This is a genomic window from Syntrophomonas zehnderi OL-4, from assembly GCF_000983115.1.
Taxonomy (GTDB): Bacteria; Bacillota; Syntrophomonadia; order Syntrophomonadales; family Syntrophomonadaceae; genus Syntrophomonas_B; species Syntrophomonas_B zehnderi.
Genome location: NZ_CGIH01000004.1, coordinates 194,877 through 220,328, shown reverse-complemented (window position 1 = coordinate 220,328; position 25,452 = coordinate 194,877). Strand labels below are relative to the sequence as shown.

Here is a 25,452-nt window from a genome sequence, read left to right as displayed (position 1 = left end):
GTACCTATTTTATTCCCCTTCAGAAAATTAAGTACAATAATATGCAATTTTGTTTATATTTTATTAAAATTCGTTTGTATTCGTTTAAAATCGCACACAAGTAGAGCAGAGTAAGGATTGTTATCCCCTCTGCTCTATTTTGCTCATTTATTTTGCTGCTTATCTCCTGTTACGGCATTACGCTTCTACATGACCTAATGCCTACTTGTCTGCGCCTATTTTCCTGTTTAACATGGCCTGCACCTTAAGGGGGATTCCAAAGAGGTTGATAAAGCCTTCGGCATCTTTGTGGCTGTAAATATCATCTCCGCCAAAGGTAGCCAGATCCTCCAGGTATAACGAATAAGGTGATTCAGAAGCTACGGCCTCGCAGCTGCCTTTATACAGCTTTACCCGCACTTTGCCGGTAACGGTTTTTTGGGTCTCATCCACAAAGGCATCCATAGCTTCGCGCAGCTTGGTAAACCAGTTGCCATCATAAACCAACTCAGCATATTTGAGCGCCATTTGCTCTTTAAACTGCAGGGTTCGGCGATCCAAGGTCAAACGTTCCAGTTCTTCGTGGGCAGCATACAGGATAGTGCCTCCAGGTGTTTCGTAAACACCGCGGGATTTCATCCCCACCAGGCGATTTTCCACCAGTGAAGTGATCCCTACCCCGTTGGCTCCACCCAAGCGGTTAAGCTCGGTAAGCAGCTGTATAGGCCCCATTTTTTGGCTGTTTATGGCCACGGGAATCCCTTGCTCAAAGCCTATTTCTACATAACAGGGCTTATCCGGGGCTTCCTCCGGGGGAACGGTTAAGACATACAGATTGTTTTGAGCCTCATGGGCCGGATCTTCCAAATCCCCGCCTTCATGGGATATGTGCCAGATGTTGCGATCCCGGCTGTAGATCTTCTCTTTGCTGACCGGCACTTCAATACCATGAGCACGGGCATAATCAATGGCATCTTCCCGGGATTTGATATCCCATTCCCGCCAGGGGGCGATGATTTTTAAATAAGGATTAAAGGCTTTGACCCCTAACTCAAAGCGCACCTGGTCATTGCCTTTGCCGGTAGCTCCGTGGCAAATGGCCACTGCTCCCTCTTTTTCAGCAATCTCGACCATTTTTTTAGCCATGAGCGGACGGGCAAACGAAGTACCCAGGAGATATTTTTTCTCATAAACGGCCCCGGCTTTTAATACTTTAAATATATAATCGGTAATAAATTCTTCGGTCAAATCCTCGATATATATCTTGGAGGCTCCTGATTTTAGCGCTTTCTCCCGCACCGGCTCCAGTTCATCCCCCTGCCCCACATCAGCGCAAAAGGCAATCACTTCATAATCATAGTTCTCTTTCAGCCAAGGGATAATGATCGAAGTATCAAGTCCCCCTGAATACGCAAGTATTACTTTATCCATTTGCTAATTTTCTCCTTAATTAGCCCCCACAGGCGCTTTTTAATCTACTACATCACCAATGCCATGATAGCTTTGTGGGCATGCAGCCGGTTTTCGGCTTCATCAAATACGACCGACTGCGGTCCATCCATTACTGCATCACTTATTTCCTTGCCGCGCTTAGCCGGCAGGCAGTGCATTACAATGGCCTCTTTATGTGCATGGCTCATGAGTTCTTGATTAACCTGGTATTTTAGAAAGTTTTGCTCCTTTTGATCTGCCTCATTTTCCTGCCCCATACTGGCCCAGACATCAGTGTATACTACATCGGCCTGGCTGACCGCTTCTACCGGATCTTCCACAACCCGCAGCTTGGCCCCGGTTGCCTGGGCATCCGCCTGGGCTTTACGCAATATGTTAGCATCCGGTTCATAGCCTAAAGGACTCGCAACAACCACATCCATACCGGTTTTGGCACCACCAAAAAGCAGACTGTGGGCGACATTGTTCCCATCTCCTACATAGGCAAGTTTAATCCCCTTAAGGCTGCCCTTGTGCTCGATGATAGTCATCATATCACCGATAACCTGGGTGGGATGCAGTAAATCGGTCAATCCATTGATAATGGGAATAGATGCAAAATGAGCCAGTTCTAGCACCTCATCGTGGGAAAAGGTGCGAATCATGATTCCATCCAGCATCCGTTCCAATACCAGGGCGGTATCTTGGATAGTCTCGCCTCGCCCTAACTGAATATCCCGCGGACTTAAGAAAAGTGCGTGCCCGCCTAATTGGTACATTCCCACCTCAAAAGCTACCCTGGTTCGGGTGGAGCTTTTTTGAAAGATCATTCCCAATGTCTTGCCCTTGAGAATTGGATGAGGAATTCCTTGCTGCTGGGCTTTTTTTAACTGCAAACCCGTTTTAAGCATCAGATCAATTTCGGCTGCCGTAAAATCATGTATGCTTATAAAATCCCGTCCCTTTAATGATTGATTAACCTCCACCATAACACTCCTCTTTTATTAAATTTTTATGACCACCCGGTTCTATTGAGCAAGGGGGATTTACCACTCTTTTAACGATTTTTTTAATAAGCCCACCATCTGATTAATTTCTGTCTCGTTAACGTTTAACGCCGGTACGAATCTTAATACCTGTGGCCCGGCCCCTACTAGCAGCAGCCCGTTTTGCATACAAATCCGTACCAGATCGTTTACAGGTTTATGAAACTCCAGGCCTGCCATTAAGCCTTTGCTCCTGACCGCAACTATTCTTTCATCTTTGATTTGTTCGAGGGATTGTTTTAGATATCCTCCCATTTGATTGACATTTTCCAGGAAACCGGGCGCGGATACTATGTCCACCAGCTGACTGGCTACCGCCGTCGCCAGGGGGTTGCCTCCAAAGGTGGAAGCATGATCACCCGGCGCAAAGCCGCTGGCTGCTTTGTCATTGACCAGCATTGCTCCGATGGGAAATCCCCCCCCCAGACCTTTGGCCATGGTAACGATATCCGGACTTATTCCATAAGTCTGGAAGGCCATAAAGTTACCGGTTCTGCCCACCCCGCATTGTACTTCATCGAATACCAGAAATATCCCTTCCCGGTTGCATATATGCCGCAATCCCGCAAGAAAGGCGGGATCAGCTGGCAGGACTCCGCCTTCACCCTGTATCGGTTCTATCATAATGGCGGCAGTATCTTCATCGATTAGTTTCTCCACTGACATAAGGTCATTAAAATCAGCATATACAAAGCCTTCCGGCAGGGGTGCAAAACCTTCCTGATATTTGCTCTGCCCGGTAGCCGTGAGAGTTGCCAGGGTACGCCCATGAAAAGAGTTGTTAAATACAATAATCTTGGAGCGGTTTTCTTTTTGGCGGTAGTAGTATTTGCGCACCAATTTTATTGCGGCTTCGTTTGCTTCCGCCCCGCTGTTGCAAAAAAAGGCTTGACTGAGTCCGGAAAGACCGGTCAGCTTTTCGGCCAGCTTAACCTGGGGTTCAATCCAGTATAGGTTGGAAACGTGCCAGAGATTGTCGGCCTGTTCCTTGATTATCTTTTGCAGTTCAGCCGGGCTGTGCCCCAGAGCGCATACCGCAATCCCCCCAACGAAATCCAGATACTCCTTACCGTCTGCATCCCATACATAAGAGCCCTTCCCTTTTACCAAGGCAATCGGAAAACGCCCATACGTATTCATGACCACTTCCTGCCCACGGCTGACAATTTCTTGATTCGTCATTTTAAAACTCATCTTCCTTTCGGTCTATCCTGCCACTAATTAAGTACAGCTACACAATAATCCATTTATGGTTAATAAATATAAATCAATACGTTATCTAAACTGTATGCTCAAAACCCTGCTGGCGCGGGGAGACGAAGTAACCTCATCCGTTTGTTAAAATCGTTACTCGTTAACAACCATGGTGCCGATACCTTCATCGGTAAAGATCTCCAACAATATGGAGTGGGCGACCCGGCCATCAACTATATGGGTACGGCTGACTCCGCCGGTAACCGCTTCTGCGCAGCATTTTACCTTTGGGATCATACCCCCGGCAATTATGCCTGCCTGGGTATAGGATGGTACCTGACTCACCTTTAAAACGGATATCAGCGAGTCTGCGTCATTTGTATCCGCCAATAATCCCGGAACATCGGTTAAAAGGACTAACTTATCTGCCCTCATGGCCACCGCAATAGCGGCTGCTACCATATCGGCATTTATATTATAGCTATTTTGTTCAGGGTCTATCCCAATAGGGGCTATAACCGGTATGTAGCCGTTGTCAATCAGAGTTTCAATGATTTGCGGATTGATCGCCTCTACTTCACCGACAAACCCCAGCCGTCCAGAAGGATCGACCGGACGGGCCTTAATTAATTCACCATCCTTACCGGAAATACCAATGGCTTTCCCGCCGGATGCGTTTAGGCCGGAGACTATTTCCTTGTTTACTTTGCCCCCTAAAACCATTTCCACTACTTCCATGGTAGCCTGATCGGTAACCCTTAAGCCGTCCACAAACTCGGTCTTTATATTAAGGCGCCCCAACATGCCGGTTATCTCCGGCCCGCCCCCATGAACCACGATTGGATGCATACCTACATACTTCATCAGGACGATGTCTTGCATGACCTTCTGCTTAAGATCACAGTCTTTCATAGCTGCTCCGCCGTATTTGACTACTACCCGCTTGCCGTAAAAATCCTTGATATAAGGCAGAGCCTCAACCAATACTTCCGCCTTTTCCATGGCTGAACAAATCAAGTTAATCCCCCCAGTTGCCTAATATTCTATGTAATTGTTTTCAAACCACAACCACCTTTGAAAATAGCTGCCCTGGGTTGCGGCGTCATCCACGTTATCCGCATCCTTTTAATTCTGCGGAATCTGTCTATATAAAAGAAAAACTTCCAATCCGGCCAATACTTTAATGAAAATGTTCTGGGTAAATCTGTTTATCAGTGTTATCTGTGCCTATTTAAACCGCGTCCCTTATTTCTGCGGAGGCTAAAGCCTCCGCTACGAGGGAGTTTAATAATATCTGGGGCTAAGCCTTCATATTCCTGCGGAGGCTAAAGCCTCCGCTACGTGGGAGTTTATTAATATCTGGGGCTAAGCCTCCATATTCCTGCGGAGGCTAAAGCCTCCGCTACGAGGTGGTTTATTAATATCTGGGTCTAAAGCTCCATATTCCTGCGGAGGCTAAAGCCTCCGCTACGAGGGAGTTTAATAATATCTGGGGCTAAGCCTCCATATTCCTGCGGAGGCTAAAGCCTCCGCTACGAGGTGGTTTATTAATATCAGGGGCTAAGCCTCCATATTCCCTGCGGAGGCTAAAGCCTCCGCTACGAGGTGGTTTATTAATATCAGGGGCTAAGCCTCCATATTCCCTGCGGAGGCTAAAGCCTCCGCTACGAGGTGGTTTAATAATATCAGGGGCTAAGCCTCCATATTCCTGCGGAGGCTAAAGCCTCCGCTACGTGGGAGTTTATTAATATCTGGGTCTAAAGCTCCATATTCCTGCGGAGGCTAAAGCCTCCGCTACGAGGTGGTTTATTAATATCAGGGGCTAAGCCTCCGCTACGAGGGGGTTAATAATATCTGGGTATATCTATAATTCGGGTTATTTGTGTCCGTTTAAACCGCTTCAATCCGCGCAATCCTCGTCTATTACCCCAATCAAGTCCGGTAAGCGGCATTGATGCGGACGTATTCATAGGATAGATCGCATCCCCAGGCGGTAGCCGAATACGATCCGGACTTGAGATCTAATCTGATAATTACAGTATCTTTTTGCAGTTCCTGCCGGGCCAGATCCTCGTCAAACACCAATCCCATTCCGTCCTGGGCCACCATTTCTTCACCCAGGTATATATCCACCCGCCCAGGATCAAATTGAGCTCCGCAATATCCCGCCGCAGCCAAAATTCTTCCCCAATTGGCATCCTCGCCGAAAACAGCTGCTTTAATGAGGTTGGAGGCCGTAATCGCTCTGGCTATGGTTTGAGCTGTAATCTCATCCGGAGCTTTTTCCACCTGTACTTCAATCAGGTGATTGGCACCTTCGCCATCACGGGCGATCATTTTTGCCAAAGTAATAGTTACATAATCCAGGGCTTTTTGAAAAGCCTGCCCGGCTTCGCTGTCCGGATCATCCAGGAGGGGGTTGCCGGCCTGCCCGTTAGCCAGTATCAAGGCCATATCATTAGTAGATGTATCACCATCCACACTGATCATATTAAAAGACCGCCCCACCGATGATCTAAGCATATGATCTAAACATTTGTTGGTTATCCCAACATCTGTTGTGATAAAGCAAAGCATAGTAGCCATATTGGGATGAATCATGCCAGATCCCTTGGCGATAGCACCAATCCGCACCGGATATCCGGCAATATCAACCTCAACGGCGACCTCCTTAGGTATCAGATCGGTCGTCAGGATGGCTGCAGCGGCATTTGCGCCTCCTTGTTCAGAAAGGGTACCGGCGGCGGCCACGATGCCTTGCTTGACTTGCTCCATCGGCAAATAAACCCCTATCACCCCGGTAGAAGCCACCAGCGTATCATGGGGGTGGAGTTCTAAACAGTCTGCTGCGGTTGCGGCCATAGCCACCGTATCTTCCCAACCCTGTTCACCTGTGCAGGCATTGGCATTGCCGCTGTTTACTACAATCGCCTGGGCTTTGCCATCCTTCAGATAATTCCGATTTAGATCAACGCAGGCGGCCCGTACTATATTAGTGGTAAATACCCCGGCAGCCGTGCAGGGAGTCGTAGAATATATAATGGCCAGATCTTTCTTATCGTTTTTTTTTATTTCAGCAGCCACTCCCTGGGCTAAAAAACCTTGCGGTGAAGTGACTGAACCTTCCAATACAATCATAATTTATATAAACCTCCTCATCTAATCGCCTTATAGCAGGTTTGTAATAGTTGTCAAACAATTGTTTAGAATCTAAGCAATTGTTAATATTTTCCAATAACTTATGGGTATATTCCTAATCCCCGCAGTCCTTGAGACTCTTCCAGACCCAGCATAAGATTCATATTTTGAATGGCCTGCCCGGAAGCCCCTTTACATAAATTATCCAAAGCCGATACTAAAATTACATTGCCGGTATCATCATCGGCATAAATTCCGATATATAAAAAATTAGTTCCATACACCCACTTGGTGTTTGGAGTTACCCCTTCTTCCAGTACCTGTACAAATAATTCGGCTTGATACTTTTCCAGGAGAACCTCCCTAACCTGAGCCGCCTTTTGGCCCGGCCTCAAGCGCAGGTAACAGGTAGTCAATATGCCTCGATTCATCGGAACCAAATGTGGGGTAAAGATCATTTCCACCTTCTCACCAGCCGCCCGGCTCAGCTCCTGGGCAATCTCCGGCCCGTGACGATGTGTGCCCAGACCATAAGCCTTGAAGCCTTCGTTCACTTCACAAAAATGGCTGCTGGCCTTAAGGGCTTTGCCAGCCCCGGATACTCCACTTTTGGAATCGATTATAATCCCTTGGTGCTCAATTAGTCCGGCCTCAAGCAACGGAGCTATCGGCAGTATGGCCGAAGTTGGAAAACAGCCTGGATTAGCCACAATCTGACTAGTTTTTATCGCTTCCCGGTTTAATTCCGGCAGGCCATATACGGCTTGCGCGAGCATTTCAGGGGCTTCGTGGCGAGTTTCATAATACTTCTGATAGGTGTTTACATCCTGCAAGCGAAAGTCGGCTCCCAGATCTACACATTTTATACCGGCCCCAAATAGATCTTTGACCATGGGGACGGATAAGCCATGCGGCAAAGCCAGGAATACGGCTTCACAACTTTTCTTGATCTGTTCCAAATCAGTAGGTTGGCAGACCAGATTATAATATGCTCTTAAATGTGGATAGACATCTCCAATATTCTTACCAATATTTTCGGTTGAGGAAATCATGACCGCTTGCAGTTCATCATGACCGGCCAGAAGCCTAAGCAATTCGGCGGCGGTATATCCGTCTCCGATTATTCCAATTTTATACATAGGCAATTCCTCCTTGGAGTGATTTTATAATTATACACACAGGTGTATAATTTTGCAATAAGTTTTTATTTTTAATCAATAATGTGTTTAAGAATTAAAAAATTATGCAATACTCTTAAATGAGGGTTTTGCATAATCCAATTTCCTTACTCTTTTTTTCAGTATGAAGCGACCGTATCCCGGTGGTAAGCAAATAAGGCTAAGCATTATCAGCATTAATTTATATGTCACCCTGCGGTTGCTTTGGGCATATCATAAATTGCAAACTTAAAATGCTTGAACAGCCTTATGGGATTTATCCCGGGGCTTTCATATAAAGGCGGAGAAGGATATTTTTCTTCTCCGCCCTTACATTTCATTTTCTTCCGGGGCTACGTTGCCCAGATAAACATAATTCAAGTACTCGCGGGCAATCTGGCGGGCATTTCTTAAGGTCTTAAGCCCAGTGGGGGGAGAGGTCATGCGATAAGCAGGGTAGTAGCGGGATAAATGCAGTACCAGATCGGGATCCAGGCTGGCCAACCAGCGGGCTAAATCCCGAATTTCTTCTTCCGTCTCGTTTTCTTCCGGGATCAGCAGAGTGGTTATCTCCAGATGTGCCTTACCGACAATTTCTTCCACTGTGTGTTTTACACAATCCAGCCGTCCTTTGCACAAACGCCGATAGAAATTTTCATTAAAGGCTTTAACATCGACATTCCACGCATCCACAAAAGGCAGCAGATCCCTAAGCGGTTTTTTCTCAATAAATCCATTGCTGACCAGCACCACCTTAAAACCCTGCTCCTTTAGCCGGGGAGCTACATCCATAATATATTCCAGCCACATAAGCGGTTCATTATAAGTAAAAGCCAGCCCTATCGAGCCATAGTCAGAGTATTTAGCAGTCAGTGCGGCCAGCTCAGCCGGAGATATATAACGGGTAGGCGGAGACTGTTGGGCAATACTGTAGTTCTGGCAAAAAGAACAGGCCAGATTACAGCCGAAACTGCCTACCGATAAAATCATGGTACCCGGGTAAAAATGATATAACGGCTTCTTTTCAATTGGATCCAAGGCCAGCGATGAAACCTGTCCATAATTTAGTGCTGTCAGTTTATCCTCCTGATTAGCCCTAACCCGGCAAATCCCGGTTTGACCGGTCTTTAATTGACAGTTATGAGGGCAAACCCGACAGACCATGATACCCTTATCCCCTGGAGTAAAATAATCGACCTGCCTTGTCATAATCAGCACCCCCAACTAAACTATAAAAATCAGCGGTCTTAATTTCTGAAAAAGAATTACAGACGATGAAAAAGCTTTGTTTTGTTGGCGTCTATTTTCTTCTAAGTATATCTTTTAACCTCAAAACGCTCTATCTTAAAATCTTCCTGATATGAAATATCTGCCTTCTGGCAAGCGATCCGAAGCTGCTGTTCTACGGTGTCCACCCCCTCCAGATCGGGCAGAAGCAGGCCCCGGCGGGAGCCTTTCGTTACTATTACCCCGTATTTTCGGGGATCAAGTTCTGCCGCACTGCAAGGTTCGGGTCGGCTTAATACATCGACCGAGTATTCTATATCTTTTAACTCCTGTACTTGCACCGGATTAAAACGGGGATCCTCCAAACCGGCCGCTCGAGCATTTTGGGCTATTTCCTCTGCTAGATTTTCATAGCTGGGCAGAAACGTTCCGATACACCCGCGCAACTGGCCCTGTTTTTTCAGGGATACGAAAACTGCCGCCCGCTCCTCCAACAGACCCTGCATATCTTCCTCCAACTGCGGAGGCGGGTTACGGGTAACCTCACTTTCCAGATTCAAACGGGCCCATCTTACCAGAGGTGACTCTTCAGCACGGCGAGCATTCATCTTTTCGTTCTGAATAATCCTCATTATTCCCAGCATACTGGCTTTTATCTCCCCAGGTTCGATACCGGCTGTCATATATCCTACCCCAAACGGCCCTTCGTAGCTTATTAAATCACTTACTATCTTAAATCTATCCATAGCCCCCAGGAGGATCAGCAGGGAAGGATATCCGCACTCTCCCGCGTTCTCCCTTAAGACAGGCGGTATTTCCAGGATGGATAATACGTCCCCGCTGCCCAGTGCCTCTTTGATAGCCAGATCAAAACGGCTTCCGTCCGGATGAAAGCCATAGGGCCCATCCTCTTTCAAACGGTGCGACATATCACCCGACGCTACAATCGCTACCTTCTGATTAAGCAGGTTGCTGGCTTCCTGAATCATCTGGCCAAAAACGTATAAGGACTGGTTGTTCAGCAAGCCAATACTAATCGCCGCTATCGGCACATCTCCTATACCGGCTTGTTCTAAAAAATACAGCGGAACCATTATACCGTGATCGAGACTCGTCATAAGCTTAAATCGTTCGGCTAGATTTTCATTTATAGCTACAAACTCCACATTACTGTCCAAGGCCAGTTCGGCGATAGCATCCAGCAGGGCGGGATTATTGACACGGCTTGTCCTAATCTGGGGCTGGCCAAAATCACCTAAATCCCCTTCTAAATTATCTTCTACCAAATACGTAATACAATCGGAAAAAACATTTCCATGCGGTGTCAGAAACAACACGCAATCCGGTTGGCTGGCTACCAACCGGGCGGCCACCTCCTGCATCGCCTTGACGGTTGCCTGCACATCATTAACCCGCTGGCCTCCAATCTCACTGATTAAAACCGGAGCATGCGGCATCAAGGCTCCATAACAGATCATATTTCCACCTCCAAATATAATACCCCGGAAATTTCATGGACTCAGATAACCCGGAATTCACTGATTTGATTTATAGTAGATTATCTTTTTTATAGTAATTGCATAATTGCTAATAAAATGCCCTATAGAACTATTCTGCCGATTAAAGGAAATGGATTTTGTTGTATGACCGGGAGACTTCCCAGTTATAAAACAAAATTATTTACCCCCAATTTTGGTTAGATGATGAGACATCCTACTTTATATCATATCGGAACAGCTGATATCCTCAAGGAAAAATCTGTGTGAATCCATAAAATCTGCGTTATCTGGTTTTATTTACGCGCGGCCCGGATTGAGGGGAGCCGGTCGTCCGGTCGTCTTTTTTAGGTTCCTGGGCCAGCTGGGATTTAACGATCCCACAGAAGATAGCGTAGGCTACCTTTTCCTGATATTCATCAGTAATCAGTAAGGCGGCCTCCCGAGGATTTGACAGAAAACCTACCTCCAATATTACAGCGGGCATGGTAGCTTTGTCCAAGATGAAATAGCTGCCTGTTTTGGCTTCGCGTTTCGTATTTCCTAGTAACCTTTTAAATTCCTCCTGGATACTTTCGGCCACTATTTGGCTCTTTTCATTGCCGGCTTTGTAAAAGGTCTGCGCTCCTGACCATTGGGGACTTAGATCTGCATTCGTATGGATGCTGACGTATAAATCAGCCTGGGAAACTTGGGCCTTCTCCACCCGCAGTTGTAGATCCTTTCTTTTTCTCTCCCTTATTGTCCCTTTGAAGTCCGGACTGCATAAATCCGCATCACTGTTACGCAGGTTAATAACCGTTGCCCCGCCCTGACTCAAATGCTGCACCAATTTTTTGCTGATCGCCAGGGTAATATCTTTTTCCTCATGTTTACTTGCCGATATGGCGCCAGGATCCATGCCGCCATGGCCGGCATCTATCACAATGATTTTATTGGCGACTGGGTAAGACACAACCGGCTGCTCTGGTCGATTCTCGCTCTTTATGGCCAGTAAGGACAGCAGTACAAAAAAAACCCAAGCCGTTATTACGGCAGCTGGTTTCTTTTTAATATATACCGTTGGGCATTTTATCATTCTTTAACCCCCACACAAAAATTGCTATTTATTATATATGCGGGGGAAAAAGAATATATTTATGGAGAATAAAAAGTTGCCGCTGGATAGGAAAACCCCCCGAATAATTGTATCCGGGGGGTTTTAAAAAGTTTCTTAACGTTTTGAGTACTGGGGTGCTTTTCTGGCTTTGTGCAGACCGTATTTCTTTCTTTCCACCATACGTGGATCGCGGGTAAGAAAACCGCCTCTTTTCAAAACCGGCCTTAACTCCGGATTTGCCTTAATTAGCGCGCGGGCAATACCTAATCTGATTGCTCCGGCCTGTCCGGTAACACCGCCGCCGTTGACCCGGCAGAGCACATCAAATCTACCGGTTGTTTCAGTTAACTCCATGGGTTGCAGAACAATCAAACGGCTGGTCTTATTTGGAAAGAAATCCTCAAATGATCTGTTATTAATGGTTATATTACCTGTTCCAGGAACTAATCTAACCCTGGCTACAGCTGTTTTTCTTCTTCCGGTTCCCCAATATTGTACGCTAGCCATATCGATCCTCCTAACCTCTCAACTCACGAAGTTCTGGTTTTTGGGCTTGATGGGGGTGCTGCCCGCCTCTGTATACTTTAAGTTTTTTAAACATGGCCCGACCCAGACGATTGTGGGGAAGCATTCCCTTTACTGCCTGCTCGATAGCTTTCTCCGGCTTGCGGGCTAATAAAGTAGCATAATTTACTTCCTTTAATCCTCCCGGATAACCGGAATAACGGCGATACATCTTATCATTAAGTTTGTTGCCGGTCAGCCTTATCTTCTCAGCGTTTATGACGATAACATGATCACCGGTATCTATATGAGGAGTGTAAGTGGCCTTATGTTTTCCTCTCAGGATGGAGGCAACTTCTGAAGCTAATCTTCCGAGTGTCTGGCCTTCTGCATCTATCACGTACCATTTGCGGTCAACTTCCGCAGGTTTCGCCATATATGTTTTCACGAATTTCCCTCCTGTAGCTCTCGGATAGTGAGCATATCTTTAAGACTCTGCCTCTCTGCTTGTCAACGGGGCTGGAGCCAAACAGGAGTGAAGAGACTACCTTTTAATATTATCCAAATTTAATACGGTTTGTCAAGAAACCCCCCGCAAATATCGCCTAGATTAATGGGCACAGATTACACAGGTTTAAGGGATTTACGCAGGTTATTTATTTATGCCGTTTAAGTAAGAAATTGTATTAAATTATAAGCCATTAGTTAGATTTAGATTATTGCCACTAAGCGGTGTAACCTGCTGCAGCCTGAATCCCATCCTCTTATTCGCAGTAGGGTGCTATTGGCAAACAATCTTGCCGACACCTTAAAAGGGATGATCTGGGTAATTCCGAAAAAACCTGGGTTATATGTGTCCATTTAACTTCTTTTTCCGATTATCAGGTAGCCAGATTTAGTACTTCGGTTACGGCTGTCCAATCCTCCCTTAATGATTCGGTACCCATCAGGGTGCCGATATGCCCGCCATCGGTCAGGATTTCCACTACATCCTCCCGGGGGGTGCTGATGTAGTTCTTTAGGGCAAAGGCCTGAGGGGGAGGTGTAATATGATCTTTTTGGCCGGCCATAATTATTACCGGGCAATTGATATTTCTTAGATCCACCGCTCGTCCATCCAGCTTTATGGTGTCTGGTTTGGTCAGATTATTTTGCTTGAATATGTTCTTAATTATTTCCAGATAGAACCGGCCGGGCAACTGCTGGGTGTATTCATACCAGTTTTCAAAGCGTTGGAAACGCTTGAGTCCTTCTTGATCGTTGACAGCAATCATTTTCCATAACCGCTTATATTTGCGCATATAATGCTCGTCGGCCTGCATATTCTTAAAACCCCACAGGATGTATTTTCCCTGCATTAAACCATTGCCGGTAGCCACCAGATATTCGAAAAATGACATAGGCAGTTGAGCATCATCGATAATCATAGAAGGTGCTGCCTCAACGTCAATAGGCGCCGCGGCTGAAACCAGGGTGGCGATTTTGTCCTGATGCAAAGAGGTATATATGGCGGCCTGCCAGCCTCCCTGACATTGCCCGATGAGATGAATTTTATACACACCTGTGCGGCGGCGGATCTCATCAACTGCTTCATCGGTTAACCGTATGTAATCATTCATTCCCAGATTACGCTGCTCGAAAACGGCTGACAGCCATTCGGTTACATACACATCATAACCATAACTATGAAAAACCCTAACCAGACTCTGGGCCGGGGAATAATCGGCCAGATTGGAATGATGCCCGGCTTGGGGGGGCAAAATGAGCACCGGTCTGCGGGCACTGGAACTTTTGGGATTGGGAAAATGTCGCAACCGCAAGGTCTGATGTTCATAGATTATATTGTTGGGGGTGGCCCAGTGAGCCTCTGGGTTTTCGAGTTTAGCGAGTACACACATATACTGATTTACCTTATCCGCGTCAGGAAATAACGAGCAGCAAAAATCCAGGTTTTGCTCGGCTATTCCCCAAAAGCTGTTCATTATTTCCTGGTATATGGACAGCATAAAAAGCCTCCCTTCAGTGCCGACTTCTTTTCCAAATTAGACTCGTTTTAAAGCTTTATTTCCTGGGCCAGAATCTGTTTGTAGGTTTCCATATCCAAAGGCAGATACTGCTCGAGTTCGGGATGCAGAAAATACAGAGGATCCTTTACCCGACCGGGATTAAATCCTTCATACCGCAGTATTTCTTTATATTCTTCCGAATCCTGACCACCCGCCAGTTGATCGGCAATGCGAATGAAAACCGGGCGGGCGTGTTCGGGCATGCGGCGGTTAATGTGTTTTATAAATTCCGCCCAATTCAGTTGTTCCCCCTCTATAAGCTTTAAGCTCGCCATACCGCAGCGTCCTTCCACATCCGGTACTTTTACCGCGTATACGATGACATCTTCTATACCCCCATAAAAACGCTGCAGAACATCGGCCACCTGGTTGGCAGAAACAGTACGTCCCTTCCAGCGGTAGGTGTCACCCAGACGATCCACATAGGATATATAATCTTTTTCATGCAATTGTACCAGATCACCGCTGTTAAAGTAACGATCTCCCTCGGCAAATACATTGGAGAGCAGGACTTCTTCGGTAGACGATGGATCATTTATATACCCGGCAAAGCGATTAAGCTGATTAATCTCGCAGACCAGCAACCCTGATTCCCCCGGAACACATTTTATGGCCCGGCCGGCAGAATTTCGTTTGATCTGTTTGTTGCTGTAATCATATTGCACAACTTCGCCCTGGCGCATATCGCGCAGACTCAAATTGCCGCACATCCCGGGTACCTCTTCAAAGTTTACAAAGATACCTACACCTTCGGTTTTAGTATAAACCTCAATTATATGCTGGACGTCAAAACGTTCCCGGAAAGCTTCTACCAGTGAACCCCACATGCCATTGCAGACCATGACCTGCAGAGGATTATCGCGGTCATTTTCCCGGGGCGGCTGGTTATATAGGTAGCGGGCCATTTCCCCCACCGCGATCACATAATCAGCCCCATAGAAACGCAGATCATCAAAAAAATTATGAACAGAGAATTTTTGTTTTAGAACCATGGTACTACCCGAGGTTATCATAGCGGAATATGCTCCTACAAACCCTCCATTATTATGTAGGGGCAAACACATATATTGAACGGTTTTTTCCTGCATATATCCCAACATACTGTAAAGATAGGATTTTATCAGACAACTCTGCTGGCTTATAGCCACTGCTTTTCGTAATCCGCTCTGTCCGGGGGTATAAAGGTAAACCAAGGGATCATCACTGTTTATAGTTACAGTAGCGGACGGGTTTTCCTCGCTGGAGGATTGCAGTAAAGGACCCAGGGCTTGCATTCTGGAGGCGGGCAATTCATGGTCGCTCGGGGAGTCTATCAGAATAAGGGCTGGGGCCCTCAATTTAAGAAGGGGTAGAACCTCATTAAATACGTCTATTAGCTCATACCCCACGATTACCGCGCGGGGTTCACAAATATTTATATCATGAGCCAGAACGTCTTTACGGATACCTATATGCACCAAGGATACGATCACCCCTAATTTGCTTAAACCGGTCGCAGCCATAAGGAATTCAGGCCGGTTTTTCATAAACAATACTACCACATCACCTTTTTTAAAGCCCAGCCGACTAAAGCAATCAGCATAGCGGTTAGCCCCGGCATTTAACTGTTGATAGCTAATTATCTCATCCTGATAAACGAGGGCGGTTTTATCCTTATTCTCGGCAACCCGCCTCTCCAATTCCCAACCCAGGGACAGGTTCTGCGGTTCTTGTAAACGTTTAATAATCTCCCAATAATCCTGAGTCATGTTCTTTTTCACATCCCCATTTGTAATTCTCCTTTTTTTCTGGTTAATTAGAACGTTGTTTTAGCCATTCGGACATGACCGGATAGACATTTTTTTTGGCATAATTACCGAATACCAGACCTCCGTGCCCTACCGGAAATTCGTAATAGGATTTATCCGAAGATGACATATAGTCAAGGGCCGCTTGGGCCTGGGCAGTCATCACCAGATGGTCGTTTTCACCGGCCATGACCAGCAGATTGGATGTTATTCTGGCCAGATCGACCGTTTGCCCCTGGAGAGAAAATTGCTTTTTCACCAGTTTGTTTTCCTGGTATAAATCCTTGATCCACTGACGATATGCCTCGCCGGGGAAATTGATGTTGTCATTTACCCATTTGTTAAGTGCCTTCCAGGCGATTACCGGATTATCCTCGTCTATCGAGCGCCACAGGCGGGTATATGTGCCTATATAATTATTAACCGGACGCAGCATCTTAACCCCGATATCGATAAAATCTTTCGGTACCAACTGGAAAGTATCCACGATTCTGTCGGCATCATAATCAGGTGAATTGAGCCATAGGGATGAAGTACCCGCGTCAGAAAAATCAATCGGGGCAGATAAAAGTACGATATTTTTTATCCTTTCTTGCGGGTAAAGCCCGGCATACATACTGGTCATCGTTCCTCCCATGCAGTAGCCCAGCATGGTCAGCTCATCACTGCCGGATGTCAAAAGGGTTTTTTGCACCGCCCGGGCAATATAGTCGTTGACCAGATTACCGTAGCTAAGTTCACGATCCTCCCAATCAAAATCGCCCCAATCCAGCAGGAATATGTCAAATCCACATTCCAATAGGTGTTCAATCAAGCTCATACCGGGGGTCAAATCCAATATATAAGGCTTATTTATAAGGGCATATATAATAAGTATGGGCACTTTGTGCTGGTGCCCTGACGGTGACACGTACCGGTATAGCCTGGCCTTGTTCTTTCTCCAGACGACTTCTTTAGGGCTTAAGCCTGTCTGAGGATATGGATCATACTGGAGCATCTCCATCCATTTCTGGGTGCTGCTACACATCCGGTCATAGCTTTCCTGCAGCTGTTTGCCAATTTCTTCGGCGGAGCCGCTTAGAATGATATTTTTCACGGTATAATCCTCCCCAAGCTAAATCAGGATATCTTTTCGGTAATCACATGTTGTCTAGGCGGAATAACTATCGCTGTACCGTCAACGATAAGTTCATTATGTTGGTTGTAGCAGGAGGTTCTTAATTTGACTCGACCGGCCGGGAGCAGAGCAAGCACTTCGGTTTGGGCCCTGACCGTGTCATTTATGAAGCAAGGTTTTAAAAACTGAATATCCTGCTGCTCATATATGGTTCCGGCACCAGGCATCTCATTGCCCACAACCGTGGAAATAAGCCCCACCAGCAGCATTCCATGGACAATTCGGGTTTTAAAATGTCCTTGTTCGGCTCTTTTCTGGTTGACATGCAGCCAGCTAAAATCCCCGGTAATTCCTGCGTACATATATACGTCTGATTCGGTAATAGTTTTTTCTACATAGCCCACATCGCCTATCTTAAGTTCACTGTAAATGTTTTCTATCAAAACAGACCTGCCTCCTTTTACGTCCTGTTTATAAGAGATATGATCAAGGTTCATCAGCGGTTTTTTTAACCTTAGTTCTTTTACGGGTGTTTTGAGCCTTGTTGGTGGTTTCTTCAGGGCTGATCTCAACAGGCGCAGGTTCTGACTGGGATGATGCGGGTAATTTTAAGGCGGCCATTCTTTTTTTAAGCTCCAGGTTTTGTTTTGATAAGGCTTTAATTTGCTGGTCTAATTCTTCATTTTGTGCTTTTATCGCATTTATCTCCTGCTGACCTTTTTCCATAAGACTTAACATCTTAAGCAGAGTGTCCGTAGTCTTGTTGATATTTTCGACCAGCTGGAAATCCAGATTATCTACCTTGTCCTCTACCGATATGACCAGTTCGGCAATCCTGGCCAGATCTTTTTTGGACGGGGTGGCACTGTACTCAAACATCCTGTCCATATTCTGACGGGTGATCTTTTCTATGGAAAGATGCTGGTTCAACGTCTGATCCAGCATCTTTATAAAGGTTTCGGTGCTGACAAAATCTTTTAAAGCCTCGGCCCAGGCACCTTCAGTTTTAAAGTACATTTCCTTCCATAGTTCGGCTAAATCAGGAAATATAATCTTATGGCCATCAGCCTGGCTGCTGCTTCTTTCGTCCTCAGACATGCATCCGGCTCCTTTCTATAAGGTTCCTGATACTTCAGGACATGCTTTAATCGTTTGTTTATCTGGAAATATTACATACTGCTGACCTTTTTGCTTAGTTCTTCAACTTTTTTGTTGATTTCTTCAAAGTAGTTATAGGCCGGTTCTGCATTTTCCAAAGCTGTATTTACAGCTTCCTGAATCATCTTTTGCATTTGCGCCTGGTTGTTTTTGACCTGTTTCATGAGTTCATCAATAATTTTACTGCTCTCTTCTCTGGTAACCTGGCTTTGCTCCAAATATTTTTTGAGCATGTTGTCAAATTGCTCCTGCGTCCAAGAAATGCTGCCCATACCTACCAGCCACATATCCCAGAACTTTTCCATTAGAGTCTCCATAGTAGCAAAAGTTTTTGTTACAGTCTCCTGTGTTTTCATCAATATCCACTCCTTTTCAGTTTGTCTTTTTTAACCAGTATCGTGCATAGGTATGCACGAAGCCAAAAATAGGGGCAACGATAAAACCAAGGCTGGCCTTTTTCCAGCAGAGGAGCCCACAATAACCTTATTTAGTTTTACAAGGAACCTTACGTTTTGGCTGAAACTCGAAATGATACCAGGTAATTAGCCTGAACAACACCAATGAATAACCCAATACGGCGGCGGATTTATTTGCTGCGTAAAAATAGAAAGGTTAAAGAAAAAATAACTGGCAGGTCGATAGCTAATACATTATTGTGCCATTCATTTTTAATACAGTATAACATTAAAAATGGAAATGTATATACCTAAATTTACTATTTAAAAATCATTTTCCCAACAACCGCCCCGGTTCGCAGCCTATAACCTCAATTGTATGCAAAGGGGCAGCCACTTATGAGAGTAGCAGCTGTTTTACGGGACAACGACGGATTGAGACACTGTAATCCTTGACAAGTACTGTTTCACTCTATAGGCTAAAATATATACTGTCCTATAATAGGAGAGTCAAGGGGGAAATTAATTTATGAGGAAAGGGATTTATTTATCTATTGGAGAAGTATCAAAACTGACCGGGACACATATTAAATCTCTGCGTTATTACGATAAAATTGGCGTATTAAAGCCAGCCTATATTGACCCGGATACGAGATATCGCTATTACGATTTTTCACAGCTCAAACTGGTTGATATCATTCAATTTTGTGTGGAGTTGGGCATACCTTTAAGAAAGCTTAACGAGCTTATGGAAAAAGACGGACTGATTCACTTAACGCAGCTGCTGGAGGTTAGCAAAGAGATGGCCGAAACGAAAATCCGCACAATCCAGGATGGTTTGAATTTTATCGATGATTTGCAGTTGGAAATCCAACAAAACGATCAAATCTCTCCCTATGACCCGCCTAACCGGATCGATTTTCCGGATATCTACTATATGTTAGAACCTATTACAGAATCCACAGACGAAAAAGAATTTTATTTGAAACTGAGAGGATTATATGCGGCAGTAGCCAAGCAAGGGTATAAGTCAGGATATAAGTTTGGTCTCCTTTACCGGTTTCGTACCAACGCAGTAGAACGTTACCAATTCATTGATATCCTGCCAACGACAAAAAACGGAGCTAAAGATATAATAAAAATCCCCGCTGGGCCATATATTGTTAGGCATATTCAGGAAAGTAGAATTGAAAAAGCTAAGGAATTGTTTGCAGAAATATTTAAAACCGGACAAGATGTAATAGTCGTGGAAACAGAACTCGTCACCGGATTATACAACGCAGAACGACCTCTTTATGAACTACGCTGTTCTGTGCCAGATTTATTTTAAAGCGTTTAAATTAGATAATAGACGCAGATCACTGGGGACCTTAATAATAAACGCGGATTTACTCGGTACTTTTGAGACTGAATAAACCTTTTTATCTCACGCTTTACAATCCGCTCTGTATCACTTTTATACAGAGTGGATTTTATTTGGCGCGGGCAGAAGTGAAAATTTTATCATTCTATTGACTCTCCCATTATGGGATATCTTAAGGTGGAAGTAATAATAGCGATAAAATGGTCGGTAACACGTCTATAAAAGCAGAGAAATGGAGTTCAAGATTCATAAGTCAGCGCTGATTGCTTTTGGTTAGCTTTCTTGCAAAAGGAGGTGGCAGGTAGGCTTTTAGTCAACTTTGGAAATATGCAGAGTCAAGAACCATCTGTTCTCTTGCTTTTAGCTCCTTTATAGCTATTATAACGCCAAGGAGGGAAACAGTATGAAGGTAAAACAGATGATCAGTACTGCCGTAATCAACGAAGGAATCAGGTACGTGGAGAAAAATCCGCTGGAGAACATGGAAAAATTATTAAATTGGGGCGAAAAAATACTGATTACGGACAATCATAAAAGTTATGCTCGTTCAATACGTGACATATTGGATGACCCCAGCAATAACTGGAATGAATATATATGCCGCCTGTTTACCGAGTTTGGCCCTAACGTCAGAAAAAAAGTCCTGGTTAATTTCTTGGTTAACGCTTCTATCTTAGGAATTCCCACCAACGAGAAAATGTCCGAGAAATATGGCTGCAATATTCCCTGGGCCATCTTGATGGATCCTACTGCTGCCTGCAACCTGAAGTGCACCGGCTGTTGGGCGGCGGAATATAAAAAAACAGCTTCAATGGACATAAAAACCCTTGACCGTATTATCCGGGAAGGCAAAGAACTGGGGATATATATGTACATATACTCCGGAGGAGAACCCTTGATCTGTAAGGATGACCTCATGAAACTGGCTCATAAACATAATGACTGTATGTTTCTGGCTTTTTCAAACGGCACCCTGGTAAATGATGATTTAGCAGCTCAAATGGCCGCGGCTGGGAATTTTGCGCTGGCTTTGAGTGTGGAGGGTTTTGAAAGTGAAACAGATATGCGCCGCGGTGACGGTACTTATCAAAGGGTTATTGAGGCTATGGACATATTGCGCAAACATGGGGTTCCTTTTGGATTTTCCACCTGCTATCATAGTGGAAATGTGAATAGTGTCGGTTCTGACCAATATGTCGATTACATGATTGAGAAAGGCTGCATATTTGGCTGGTACTTTACTTATATGCCCCTGGGAAAAGGTGCCCAGTTGGATTTAATCGCCACCCCTGAGCAGCGTGCCTATATGTATCATCGCGTAAGAGAATTTCGTAATACCAAACCAATCTTTCTTATGGATTTTTGGAATGACGGCGACTTTGCCGGGGGATGTATTGCCGGTGGGCGTAGGTACTTACATATAAATGCCAACGGTGACGTAGAACCTTGTGCCTTTATTCATTATTCCAATGTTAATATAAAGGATGTTAGTTTGCTAGACGCCTTACAATCTCCGCTTTTCATGCAGTACCGGCTTGGCCAGCCTTTTAATGACAATCTCCTGCGGCCCTGTCCGTTGCTAGATAATCCCCATAAGCTAAGGGAAATGGTGCATTTATCCGGCGCCCAGTCAACCCAGCCCATCGACCTGGAGGATGTGGATGAACTTACGGAACGAACTATGCAGGTAGCCCTGGAATGGGGTAAAGTAGCTGACCAACTCTGGGAGCAGAACCATTGTGCCGCTGATTTACCGCAGCCTGCACAAGAGCAGCCCCGGCAGCGCGGTTTAATTAGATTGGGCTCACGCGATCATTGAAGTAATGTAACCGGATTTAATTATATTTTTTAAAAACACAAGGTTAAGCATAAAAAATCAGATTTCGCCAATAATCATCCTTCGGGGTACTCTACTGCTTTTAAGTAAAGTCCATGGGGAGATACGGTAGAGCCAGCCAGATTTCGATCTTGGGAGTCCAATATTTCTAAAATATGCTCAGGTGTAAGGCGCTGGCGACCTACTTCCAGGAGGGTTCCCATAATAATGCGGATCATATTATACAAGAAACCATTGGCTTCTATTTCCAACTTCAGCCAAGCTTCCTGGTTAATTATCCGACAGAGGCTGACATTGCGCTTAAAGCTTTTTACGGAAGACCCACTGGCACAGAAGGCTTTAAAATTATGGTTACCCTCCAGCAGTCGGGCCGCCCTTTGCATTCCTGCGACATCCAGATTTTCACTGTTTAGCAAGGCATGTTTCCGGTAAAAACTGGCCCCGGACTTTTGCCGATATATTAAATACACATAGCTTTTCTTTAGGGCATCAAACTGGGGATGAAAATCCGGGGCAGCCTCCAAGCTATTTAGAATACGAATGTCGTCCGGCAACTTGCTGTTTAGTGCCGGGGTCCATTTATCGGCAGGTATCCGGGCTGACGTATTAAAAGCTATGACTTGACCCAAGGCATGTACGCCGGCATCGGTACGCCCTGCGGCGTTTACCGTAACCGTTTCTCCGGTCAGATGATTGATTGAACTTTCCAACTGAGCTTGAATCGTGTGGGCATTTATTTGTCTTTGAAAGCCATGGTAATTGCTGCCATCATATTCCAGCACCATCTTTATTCGCTTCATCTGCTTAATTCTCCCCAAAAGATAATTTGGCTGCCGACCCTGCCTTTTATCCAGCCGGTTTTTAGCTCAAATAAACCCTATAAAAGATCAGGAGGATATATACAATCCTCCCTTAATACTTTTATAGAGCAGTATCAACTCACTATTGTTATTTTATGACCCTTGCCCGGCACTAAAGAGTCCTTTTATGACCGGAAAACGATATTTAGCTTAGTCTACCAGCTCCAGAATAACCATAGGGGCACCGTCACCCTTGCGATATCCGGCTTTGATTATGCGGGTATAACCGCCGGAGCGGTCTTTATACCGAGGCGCAACGGTATTGAACAATTTGGCCACGACTTCTTCTTTCATTAAGTAAGAATCAGCCTGCCGTCTGGCATGTAGATCCCCACGTTTTCCCAGGGTGATCATTTTGTCGGCTACTACTTTGATATCTTTGGCTCTCGTTTCCGTAGTTGTGATTTTGCCGTTTTCCAACAAAGAGGTCACTGAGTTCCTGAGCATGGATCTGCGATGATCAGCCAAGAGTCCGAATTTGCGATAACTCAATGGGAATCCTCCTTCCTATTCCTCTGTTTTCTTAAAGGTCAGATCCAGTTCTGTCAGCTTACGCTCAATTTCCTCCAGGGACTTCTGCCCCAGGTTTCTGACCTTGCTCATCTCTTCACGGGTTTTTTCAATTAAATCGCCCACGGTGTTGATATTGGCCCTTTTTAATCCATTGGAGGCGCGCACCGATAGCTCCAGTTCCTCGATAGACATCTCTAAAACCTTGTCTTTCTTTTCTTCTTCCTTCTCTACCAAAATCTCTACTTCGGCATAGGTATCATCTATTTCCGTAAAGAGATTGAGGTACTGAATTAGGATCTGGGCTGAGAGACTAATGGCTTCTTCCGGTTTTATGCTGCCATTGGTCCATACCTCCAGAACCAGCTTGTCAAAGTCGGTTCTCTTGCCAACCCTGGCGTTATCCACCATATAGTTAACTTTGGTGACCGGGGTATATATGGAGTCAATCGGCAGCAGCCCTACTACTTCTTCGCTTTTATTAGGTTGCTGGTCTGCACTGACATAACCCCGGCCTCTTTCAACGGTCATTTCTATCTCCAGCTTGCCATCTTCATCTAAACTGGCAATATGAAGATCTGGATTTAAAATCTCGACCTCGGCATCGGGCTCGATATCTCCCGCACATACATCCTGTTTACCTTTTTTCTCCAAGCGGATGATTTTGCGTTCGTTGCCTTCATAGCGCAAGACCATCTGTTTAATATTCAAGATCATTTCTGTAGTGTCTTCCAGAACGCCTGGAATAGTGGAAAATTCGTGCAGAACCCCGTCAATTTTAATAGATGTAACAGCTGCCCCTGGCAATGAAGACAAGAGCACCCTGCGTAGAGCGTTGCCCAAAGTAGTACCATAGCCTCGCTCCAACGGTTCGATAACAAATTTTCCGTAATTTGACGTAAGATCCTGTTCGACTCGCTCTATCCGCGGTTTTTCCATCTCTAGCACTAATTATCCCCTCCTTCTCTAATAGAGGTTGCTTTTAGATAGATAATCTAGAGTATAGTTAGTTTGACACCGGCAAAAGGTTTCCCCTGGTGTCTATCTGGAGTATAGTTCTACGATTAGATGTTCACTAACAGCTGTATCTATCTGATCCCTGGTCGGTAATGACAATACCCTGCCAGTCAAGCTGTCAGCATTTACTTCCAGCCATTCGGGGGCAGTCTTATAGGCAGCAGCGGCTTTGAGTTCCTCAAATTTTGGCGATTCGGCACTAGCTTCCTTTACTTGAATAACATCGCCAGCCTTAACCAACATGGACGGGATATTAGCTTTTTTGCCATTAATGGTAAAGTGGTCATGGTTTACCAGTTGACGGGCTTCTTTGCGCGAACTGGCCATGCCCATTCTAAAAACTACATTGTCCAGGCGTCTCTCCAGTAATGCCAGCAAGTTATCACCGGTAACTCCCTGCTGACGATCTGCTTTTTCAAACGTGTTGCGGAACTGTTTCTCGCTAACGCCATAGATGCGTTTCGTCTTCTGCTTTTCTCTTAACTGCAGCCCGTATTCACTAGTTTTCTGTCTGCGTTTTTGACCATGCTGGCCAGGTACGAAGGGTCTTTTTTCTACCGCACACTTGACGGAATAACAGCGATCTCCTTTTAGAAAAAGCTTTTCCCCCTCGCGGCGGCATTGGCGGCAAACTGAATCAGTATATCTTCCCACTTAAATTACTACCTCCTTAAACCCTTCTTCTTTTAGGCGGCCTGCACCCGTTATGCGGAATGGGGGTAACGTCCTTAATAACGCTTACTTCCAGCCCCGCTGCCTGCAGTGAACGAATGGCGGCTTCACGCCCGGCTCCCGGCCCCTTTACATAACACTCGACTTCTTTAAGGCCGTGTTCCATCGCTGCCCGGGCCGCATTCTCTGCTGCCTGCTGAGCCGCAAACGGGGTGCTTTTGCGCGATCCCTTGAAGCCAACCGTTCCTGCGCTGGCCCAGGATATTGCATTACCATGTTTGTCGGTAATCGAAATAATTGTATTGTTAAAGGTTGACTTAATGTGCGCAATACCTTCTGCAATATTCTTTTTTTCACGCCGTTTAACCCGCGTGGTTGTTCTTCGTGCCACTCATTTAT

Annotated in this window: 24 protein-coding genes; 2 read left to right on the top strand and 22 right to left on the bottom strand. The window is 45.4% G+C overall.

Going from position 1 to position 25,452, the window contains the following annotated elements:
• Window positions 1–201 precede the first annotated feature (201 nt).
• From AAV90_RS01650 to AAV90_RS01570, 17 genes are all read right to left on the bottom strand, one after another.
• On the bottom strand, window positions 202–1,410 hold the full coding sequence (locus tag AAV90_RS01650) for an argininosuccinate synthase (RefSeq protein WP_046495048.1): 1,209 nt from the start codon (window positions 1,408–1,410) through the stop codon (window positions 202–204).
• Window positions 1,411–1,457: 47 nt separating this feature from the next.
• A complete protein-coding gene (argF, locus tag AAV90_RS01645) occupies window positions 1,458–2,399 on the bottom strand; it encodes an ornithine carbamoyltransferase (protein ID WP_046495046.1) in 942 nt (313 codons plus the stop codon).
• 57 nt (window positions 2,400–2,456) lie between these two features.
• Window positions 2,457–3,638 carry an aspartate aminotransferase family protein gene (locus AAV90_RS01640; RefSeq protein WP_046495043.1) on the bottom strand — a complete coding sequence of 394 codons (1,182 nt, stop codon included), beginning with the start codon at window positions 3,636–3,638 and terminating at the stop codon, window positions 2,457–2,459.
• A gap of 165 nt (window positions 3,639–3,803) precedes the next feature.
• The gene (gene argB, locus AAV90_RS01635) at window positions 3,804–4,652 is read right to left on the bottom strand and encodes an acetylglutamate kinase (RefSeq protein WP_242847456.1); all 849 of its coding nucleotides are present in this window, start codon (window positions 4,650–4,652) and stop codon (window positions 3,804–3,806) included.
• Between the two features lie 930 nt (window positions 4,653–5,582).
• On the bottom strand, window positions 5,583–6,788 hold the full coding sequence (argJ, locus tag AAV90_RS01630) for a bifunctional glutamate N-acetyltransferase/amino-acid acetyltransferase ArgJ (RefSeq protein WP_046495041.1): 1,206 nt from the start codon (window positions 6,786–6,788) through the stop codon (window positions 5,583–5,585).
• 101 nt (window positions 6,789–6,889) lie between these two features.
• Window positions 6,890–7,927, bottom strand: coding sequence for an N-acetyl-gamma-glutamyl-phosphate reductase (gene argC / locus AAV90_RS01625; RefSeq protein WP_046495039.1), 1,038 nt, complete (start codon window positions 7,925–7,927; stop codon window positions 6,890–6,892).
• Between the two features lie 348 nt (window positions 7,928–8,275).
• The gene (amrS, locus tag AAV90_RS01620; protein WP_046495037.1) at window positions 8,276–9,154 is read right to left on the bottom strand and encodes an AmmeMemoRadiSam system radical SAM enzyme; all 879 of its coding nucleotides are present in this window, start codon (window positions 9,152–9,154) and stop codon (window positions 8,276–8,278) included.
• Between the two features lie 101 nt (window positions 9,155–9,255).
• Complete coding sequence (amrA, locus tag AAV90_RS01615) at window positions 9,256–10,650, bottom strand: AmmeMemoRadiSam system protein A (protein ID WP_052729528.1); 1,395 nt, start codon at window positions 10,648–10,650, stop codon at window positions 9,256–9,258.
• 304 nt (window positions 10,651–10,954) lie between these two features.
• A complete protein-coding gene (locus AAV90_RS01610) occupies window positions 10,955–11,746 on the bottom strand; it encodes an N-acetylmuramoyl-L-alanine amidase (protein WP_076982588.1) in 792 nt (263 codons plus the stop codon).
• A 135-nt stretch (window positions 11,747–11,881) separates the two neighbouring features.
• The gene (gene rpsI / locus AAV90_RS01605) at window positions 11,882–12,274 is read right to left on the bottom strand and encodes a 30S ribosomal protein S9 (protein ID WP_046495035.1); all 393 of its coding nucleotides are present in this window, start codon (window positions 12,272–12,274) and stop codon (window positions 11,882–11,884) included.
• Between the two features lie 10 nt (window positions 12,275–12,284).
• The gene (rplM, locus tag AAV90_RS01600; RefSeq protein ID WP_046496440.1) at window positions 12,285–12,707 is read right to left on the bottom strand and encodes a 50S ribosomal protein L13; all 423 of its coding nucleotides are present in this window, start codon (window positions 12,705–12,707) and stop codon (window positions 12,285–12,287) included.
• Between the two features lie 445 nt (window positions 12,708–13,152).
• Window positions 13,153–14,277 carry an alpha/beta fold hydrolase gene (locus tag AAV90_RS01595; RefSeq protein WP_052729527.1) on the bottom strand — a complete coding sequence of 375 codons (1,125 nt, stop codon included), beginning with the start codon at window positions 14,275–14,277 and terminating at the stop codon, window positions 13,153–13,155.
• Window positions 14,278–14,324: 47 nt separating this feature from the next.
• Window positions 14,325–16,097, bottom strand: coding sequence for an AMP-binding protein (locus AAV90_RS01590; RefSeq protein ID WP_157609457.1), 1,773 nt, complete (start codon window positions 16,095–16,097; stop codon window positions 14,325–14,327).
• Between the two features lie 31 nt (window positions 16,098–16,128).
• Window positions 16,129–17,220, bottom strand: a complete 1,092-nt coding sequence (locus AAV90_RS01585) for an alpha/beta fold hydrolase (RefSeq protein ID WP_052729526.1) — start codon at window positions 17,218–17,220, stop codon at window positions 16,129–16,131.
• Window positions 17,221–17,243: 23 nt separating this feature from the next.
• Window positions 17,244–17,684, bottom strand: a complete 441-nt coding sequence (locus tag AAV90_RS01580; RefSeq protein WP_052729525.1) for a MaoC family dehydratase — start codon at window positions 17,682–17,684, stop codon at window positions 17,244–17,246.
• A gap of 43 nt (window positions 17,685–17,727) precedes the next feature.
• Window positions 17,728–18,339 carry a hypothetical protein gene (locus tag AAV90_RS01575; protein WP_046495028.1) on the bottom strand — a complete coding sequence of 204 codons (612 nt, stop codon included), beginning with the start codon at window positions 18,337–18,339 and terminating at the stop codon, window positions 17,728–17,730.
• Between the two features lie 71 nt (window positions 18,340–18,410).
• Window positions 18,411–18,755: a phasin family protein gene (locus AAV90_RS01570; protein ID WP_046495026.1), complete on the bottom strand. Its 345-nt coding sequence runs from the start codon at window positions 18,753–18,755 to the stop codon at window positions 18,411–18,413.
• A gap of 568 nt (window positions 18,756–19,323) precedes the next feature.
• Between AAV90_RS01570 and AAV90_RS13885 the strand changes: the two genes are divergently transcribed.
• Window positions 19,324–20,124, top strand: a complete 801-nt coding sequence (locus tag AAV90_RS13885) for a MerR family transcriptional regulator (RefSeq protein ID WP_052729524.1) — start codon at window positions 19,324–19,326, stop codon at window positions 20,122–20,124.
• Window positions 20,125–20,560: 436 nt separating this feature from the next.
• Window positions 20,561–21,976, top strand: coding sequence for a radical SAM/SPASM domain-containing protein (locus AAV90_RS01560; RefSeq protein WP_076982587.1), 1,416 nt, complete (start codon window positions 20,561–20,563; stop codon window positions 21,974–21,976).
• Between the two features lie 74 nt (window positions 21,977–22,050).
• Here the strand turns inward: AAV90_RS01560 and truA are convergent, their stop codons facing one another.
• The 5 genes from truA to rpsK all read right to left on the bottom strand — a co-directional run bounded on the left by truA (window position 22,051) and on the right by rpsK (window position 25,444).
• Complete coding sequence (gene truA, locus AAV90_RS01555; protein ID WP_046495024.1) at window positions 22,051–22,794, bottom strand: tRNA pseudouridine(38-40) synthase TruA; 744 nt, start codon at window positions 22,792–22,794, stop codon at window positions 22,051–22,053.
• 210 nt (window positions 22,795–23,004) lie between these two features.
• A complete protein-coding gene (gene rplQ, locus AAV90_RS01550; RefSeq protein ID WP_046495022.1) occupies window positions 23,005–23,346 on the bottom strand; it encodes a 50S ribosomal protein L17 in 342 nt (113 codons plus the stop codon).
• A gap of 15 nt (window positions 23,347–23,361) precedes the next feature.
• On the bottom strand, window positions 23,362–24,312 hold the full coding sequence (locus AAV90_RS01545; RefSeq protein WP_046495020.1) for a DNA-directed RNA polymerase subunit alpha: 951 nt from the start codon (window positions 24,310–24,312) through the stop codon (window positions 23,362–23,364).
• A gap of 93 nt (window positions 24,313–24,405) precedes the next feature.
• Window positions 24,406–25,035 carry a 30S ribosomal protein S4 gene (gene rpsD / locus AAV90_RS01540; protein WP_046495018.1) on the bottom strand — a complete coding sequence of 210 codons (630 nt, stop codon included), beginning with the start codon at window positions 25,033–25,035 and terminating at the stop codon, window positions 24,406–24,408.
• 16 nt (window positions 25,036–25,051) lie between these two features.
• A complete protein-coding gene (gene rpsK, locus AAV90_RS01535) occupies window positions 25,052–25,444 on the bottom strand; it encodes a 30S ribosomal protein S11 (RefSeq protein ID WP_046495016.1) in 393 nt (130 codons plus the stop codon).
• Window positions 25,445–25,452 lie beyond the last annotated feature (8 nt).

Excerpts from the sequence above, each read along its gene's own strand:
- rplM (WP_046496440.1), bottom strand. The coding sequence starts at position 12,707 with ATGGCGAAACCTGCGGAAGTTGACCGCAAATGGTACGTGATAGATGCA.
- amrS (WP_046495037.1), bottom strand. The coding sequence starts at position 9,154 with ATGACAAGGCAGGTCGATTATTTTACTCCAGGGGATAAGGGTATCATG.
- AAV90_RS01610 (WP_076982588.1), bottom strand. The coding sequence starts at position 11,746 with ATGATAAAATGCCCAACGGTATATATTAAAAAGAAACCAGCTGCCGTA.
- AAV90_RS01575 (WP_046495028.1), bottom strand. The coding sequence starts at position 18,339 with ATGTCTGAGGACGAAAGAAGCAGCAGCCAGGCTGATGGCCATAAGATT.
- argC (WP_046495039.1), bottom strand. The coding sequence starts at position 7,927 with ATGTATAAAATTGGAATAATCGGAGACGGATATACCGCCGCCGAATTG.
- rpsI (WP_046495035.1), bottom strand. The coding sequence starts at position 12,274 with ATGGCTAGCGTACAATATTGGGGAACCGGAAGAAGAAAAACAGCTGTA.
- amrA (WP_052729528.1), bottom strand. The coding sequence starts at position 10,650 with ATGATCTGTTATGGAGCCTTGATGCCGCATGCTCCGGTTTTAATCAGT.
- AAV90_RS01595 (WP_052729527.1), bottom strand. The coding sequence starts at position 14,277 with ATGCTGTCCATATACCAGGAAATAATGAACAGCTTTTGGGGAATAGCC.
- truA (WP_046495024.1), bottom strand. The coding sequence starts at position 22,794 with ATGAAGCGAATAAAGATGGTGCTGGAATATGATGGCAGCAATTACCAT.
- AAV90_RS01640 (WP_046495043.1), bottom strand. The coding sequence starts at position 3,638 with ATGACGAATCAAGAAATTGTCAGCCGTGGGCAGGAAGTGGTCATGAAT.
- AAV90_RS01650 (WP_046495048.1), bottom strand. The coding sequence starts at position 1,410 with ATGGATAAAGTAATACTTGCGTATTCAGGGGGACTTGATACTTCGATC.
- argF (WP_046495046.1), bottom strand. The coding sequence starts at position 2,399 with ATGGTGGAGGTTAATCAATCATTAAAGGGACGGGATTTTATAAGCATA.
- AAV90_RS13885 (WP_052729524.1), top strand. The coding sequence starts at position 19,324 with ATGAGGAAAGGGATTTATTTATCTATTGGAGAAGTATCAAAACTGACC.
- AAV90_RS01570 (WP_046495026.1), bottom strand. The coding sequence starts at position 18,755 with ATGAAAACACAGGAGACTGTAACAAAAACTTTTGCTACTATGGAGACT.
- AAV90_RS01560 (WP_076982587.1), top strand. The coding sequence starts at position 20,561 with ATGAAGGTAAAACAGATGATCAGTACTGCCGTAATCAACGAAGGAATC.
- argJ (WP_046495041.1), bottom strand. The coding sequence starts at position 6,788 with ATGATTGTATTGGAAGGTTCAGTCACTTCACCGCAAGGTTTTTTAGCC.
- argB (WP_242847456.1), bottom strand. The coding sequence starts at position 4,652 with ATGGAAAAGGCGGAAGTATTGGTTGAGGCTCTGCCTTATATCAAGGAT.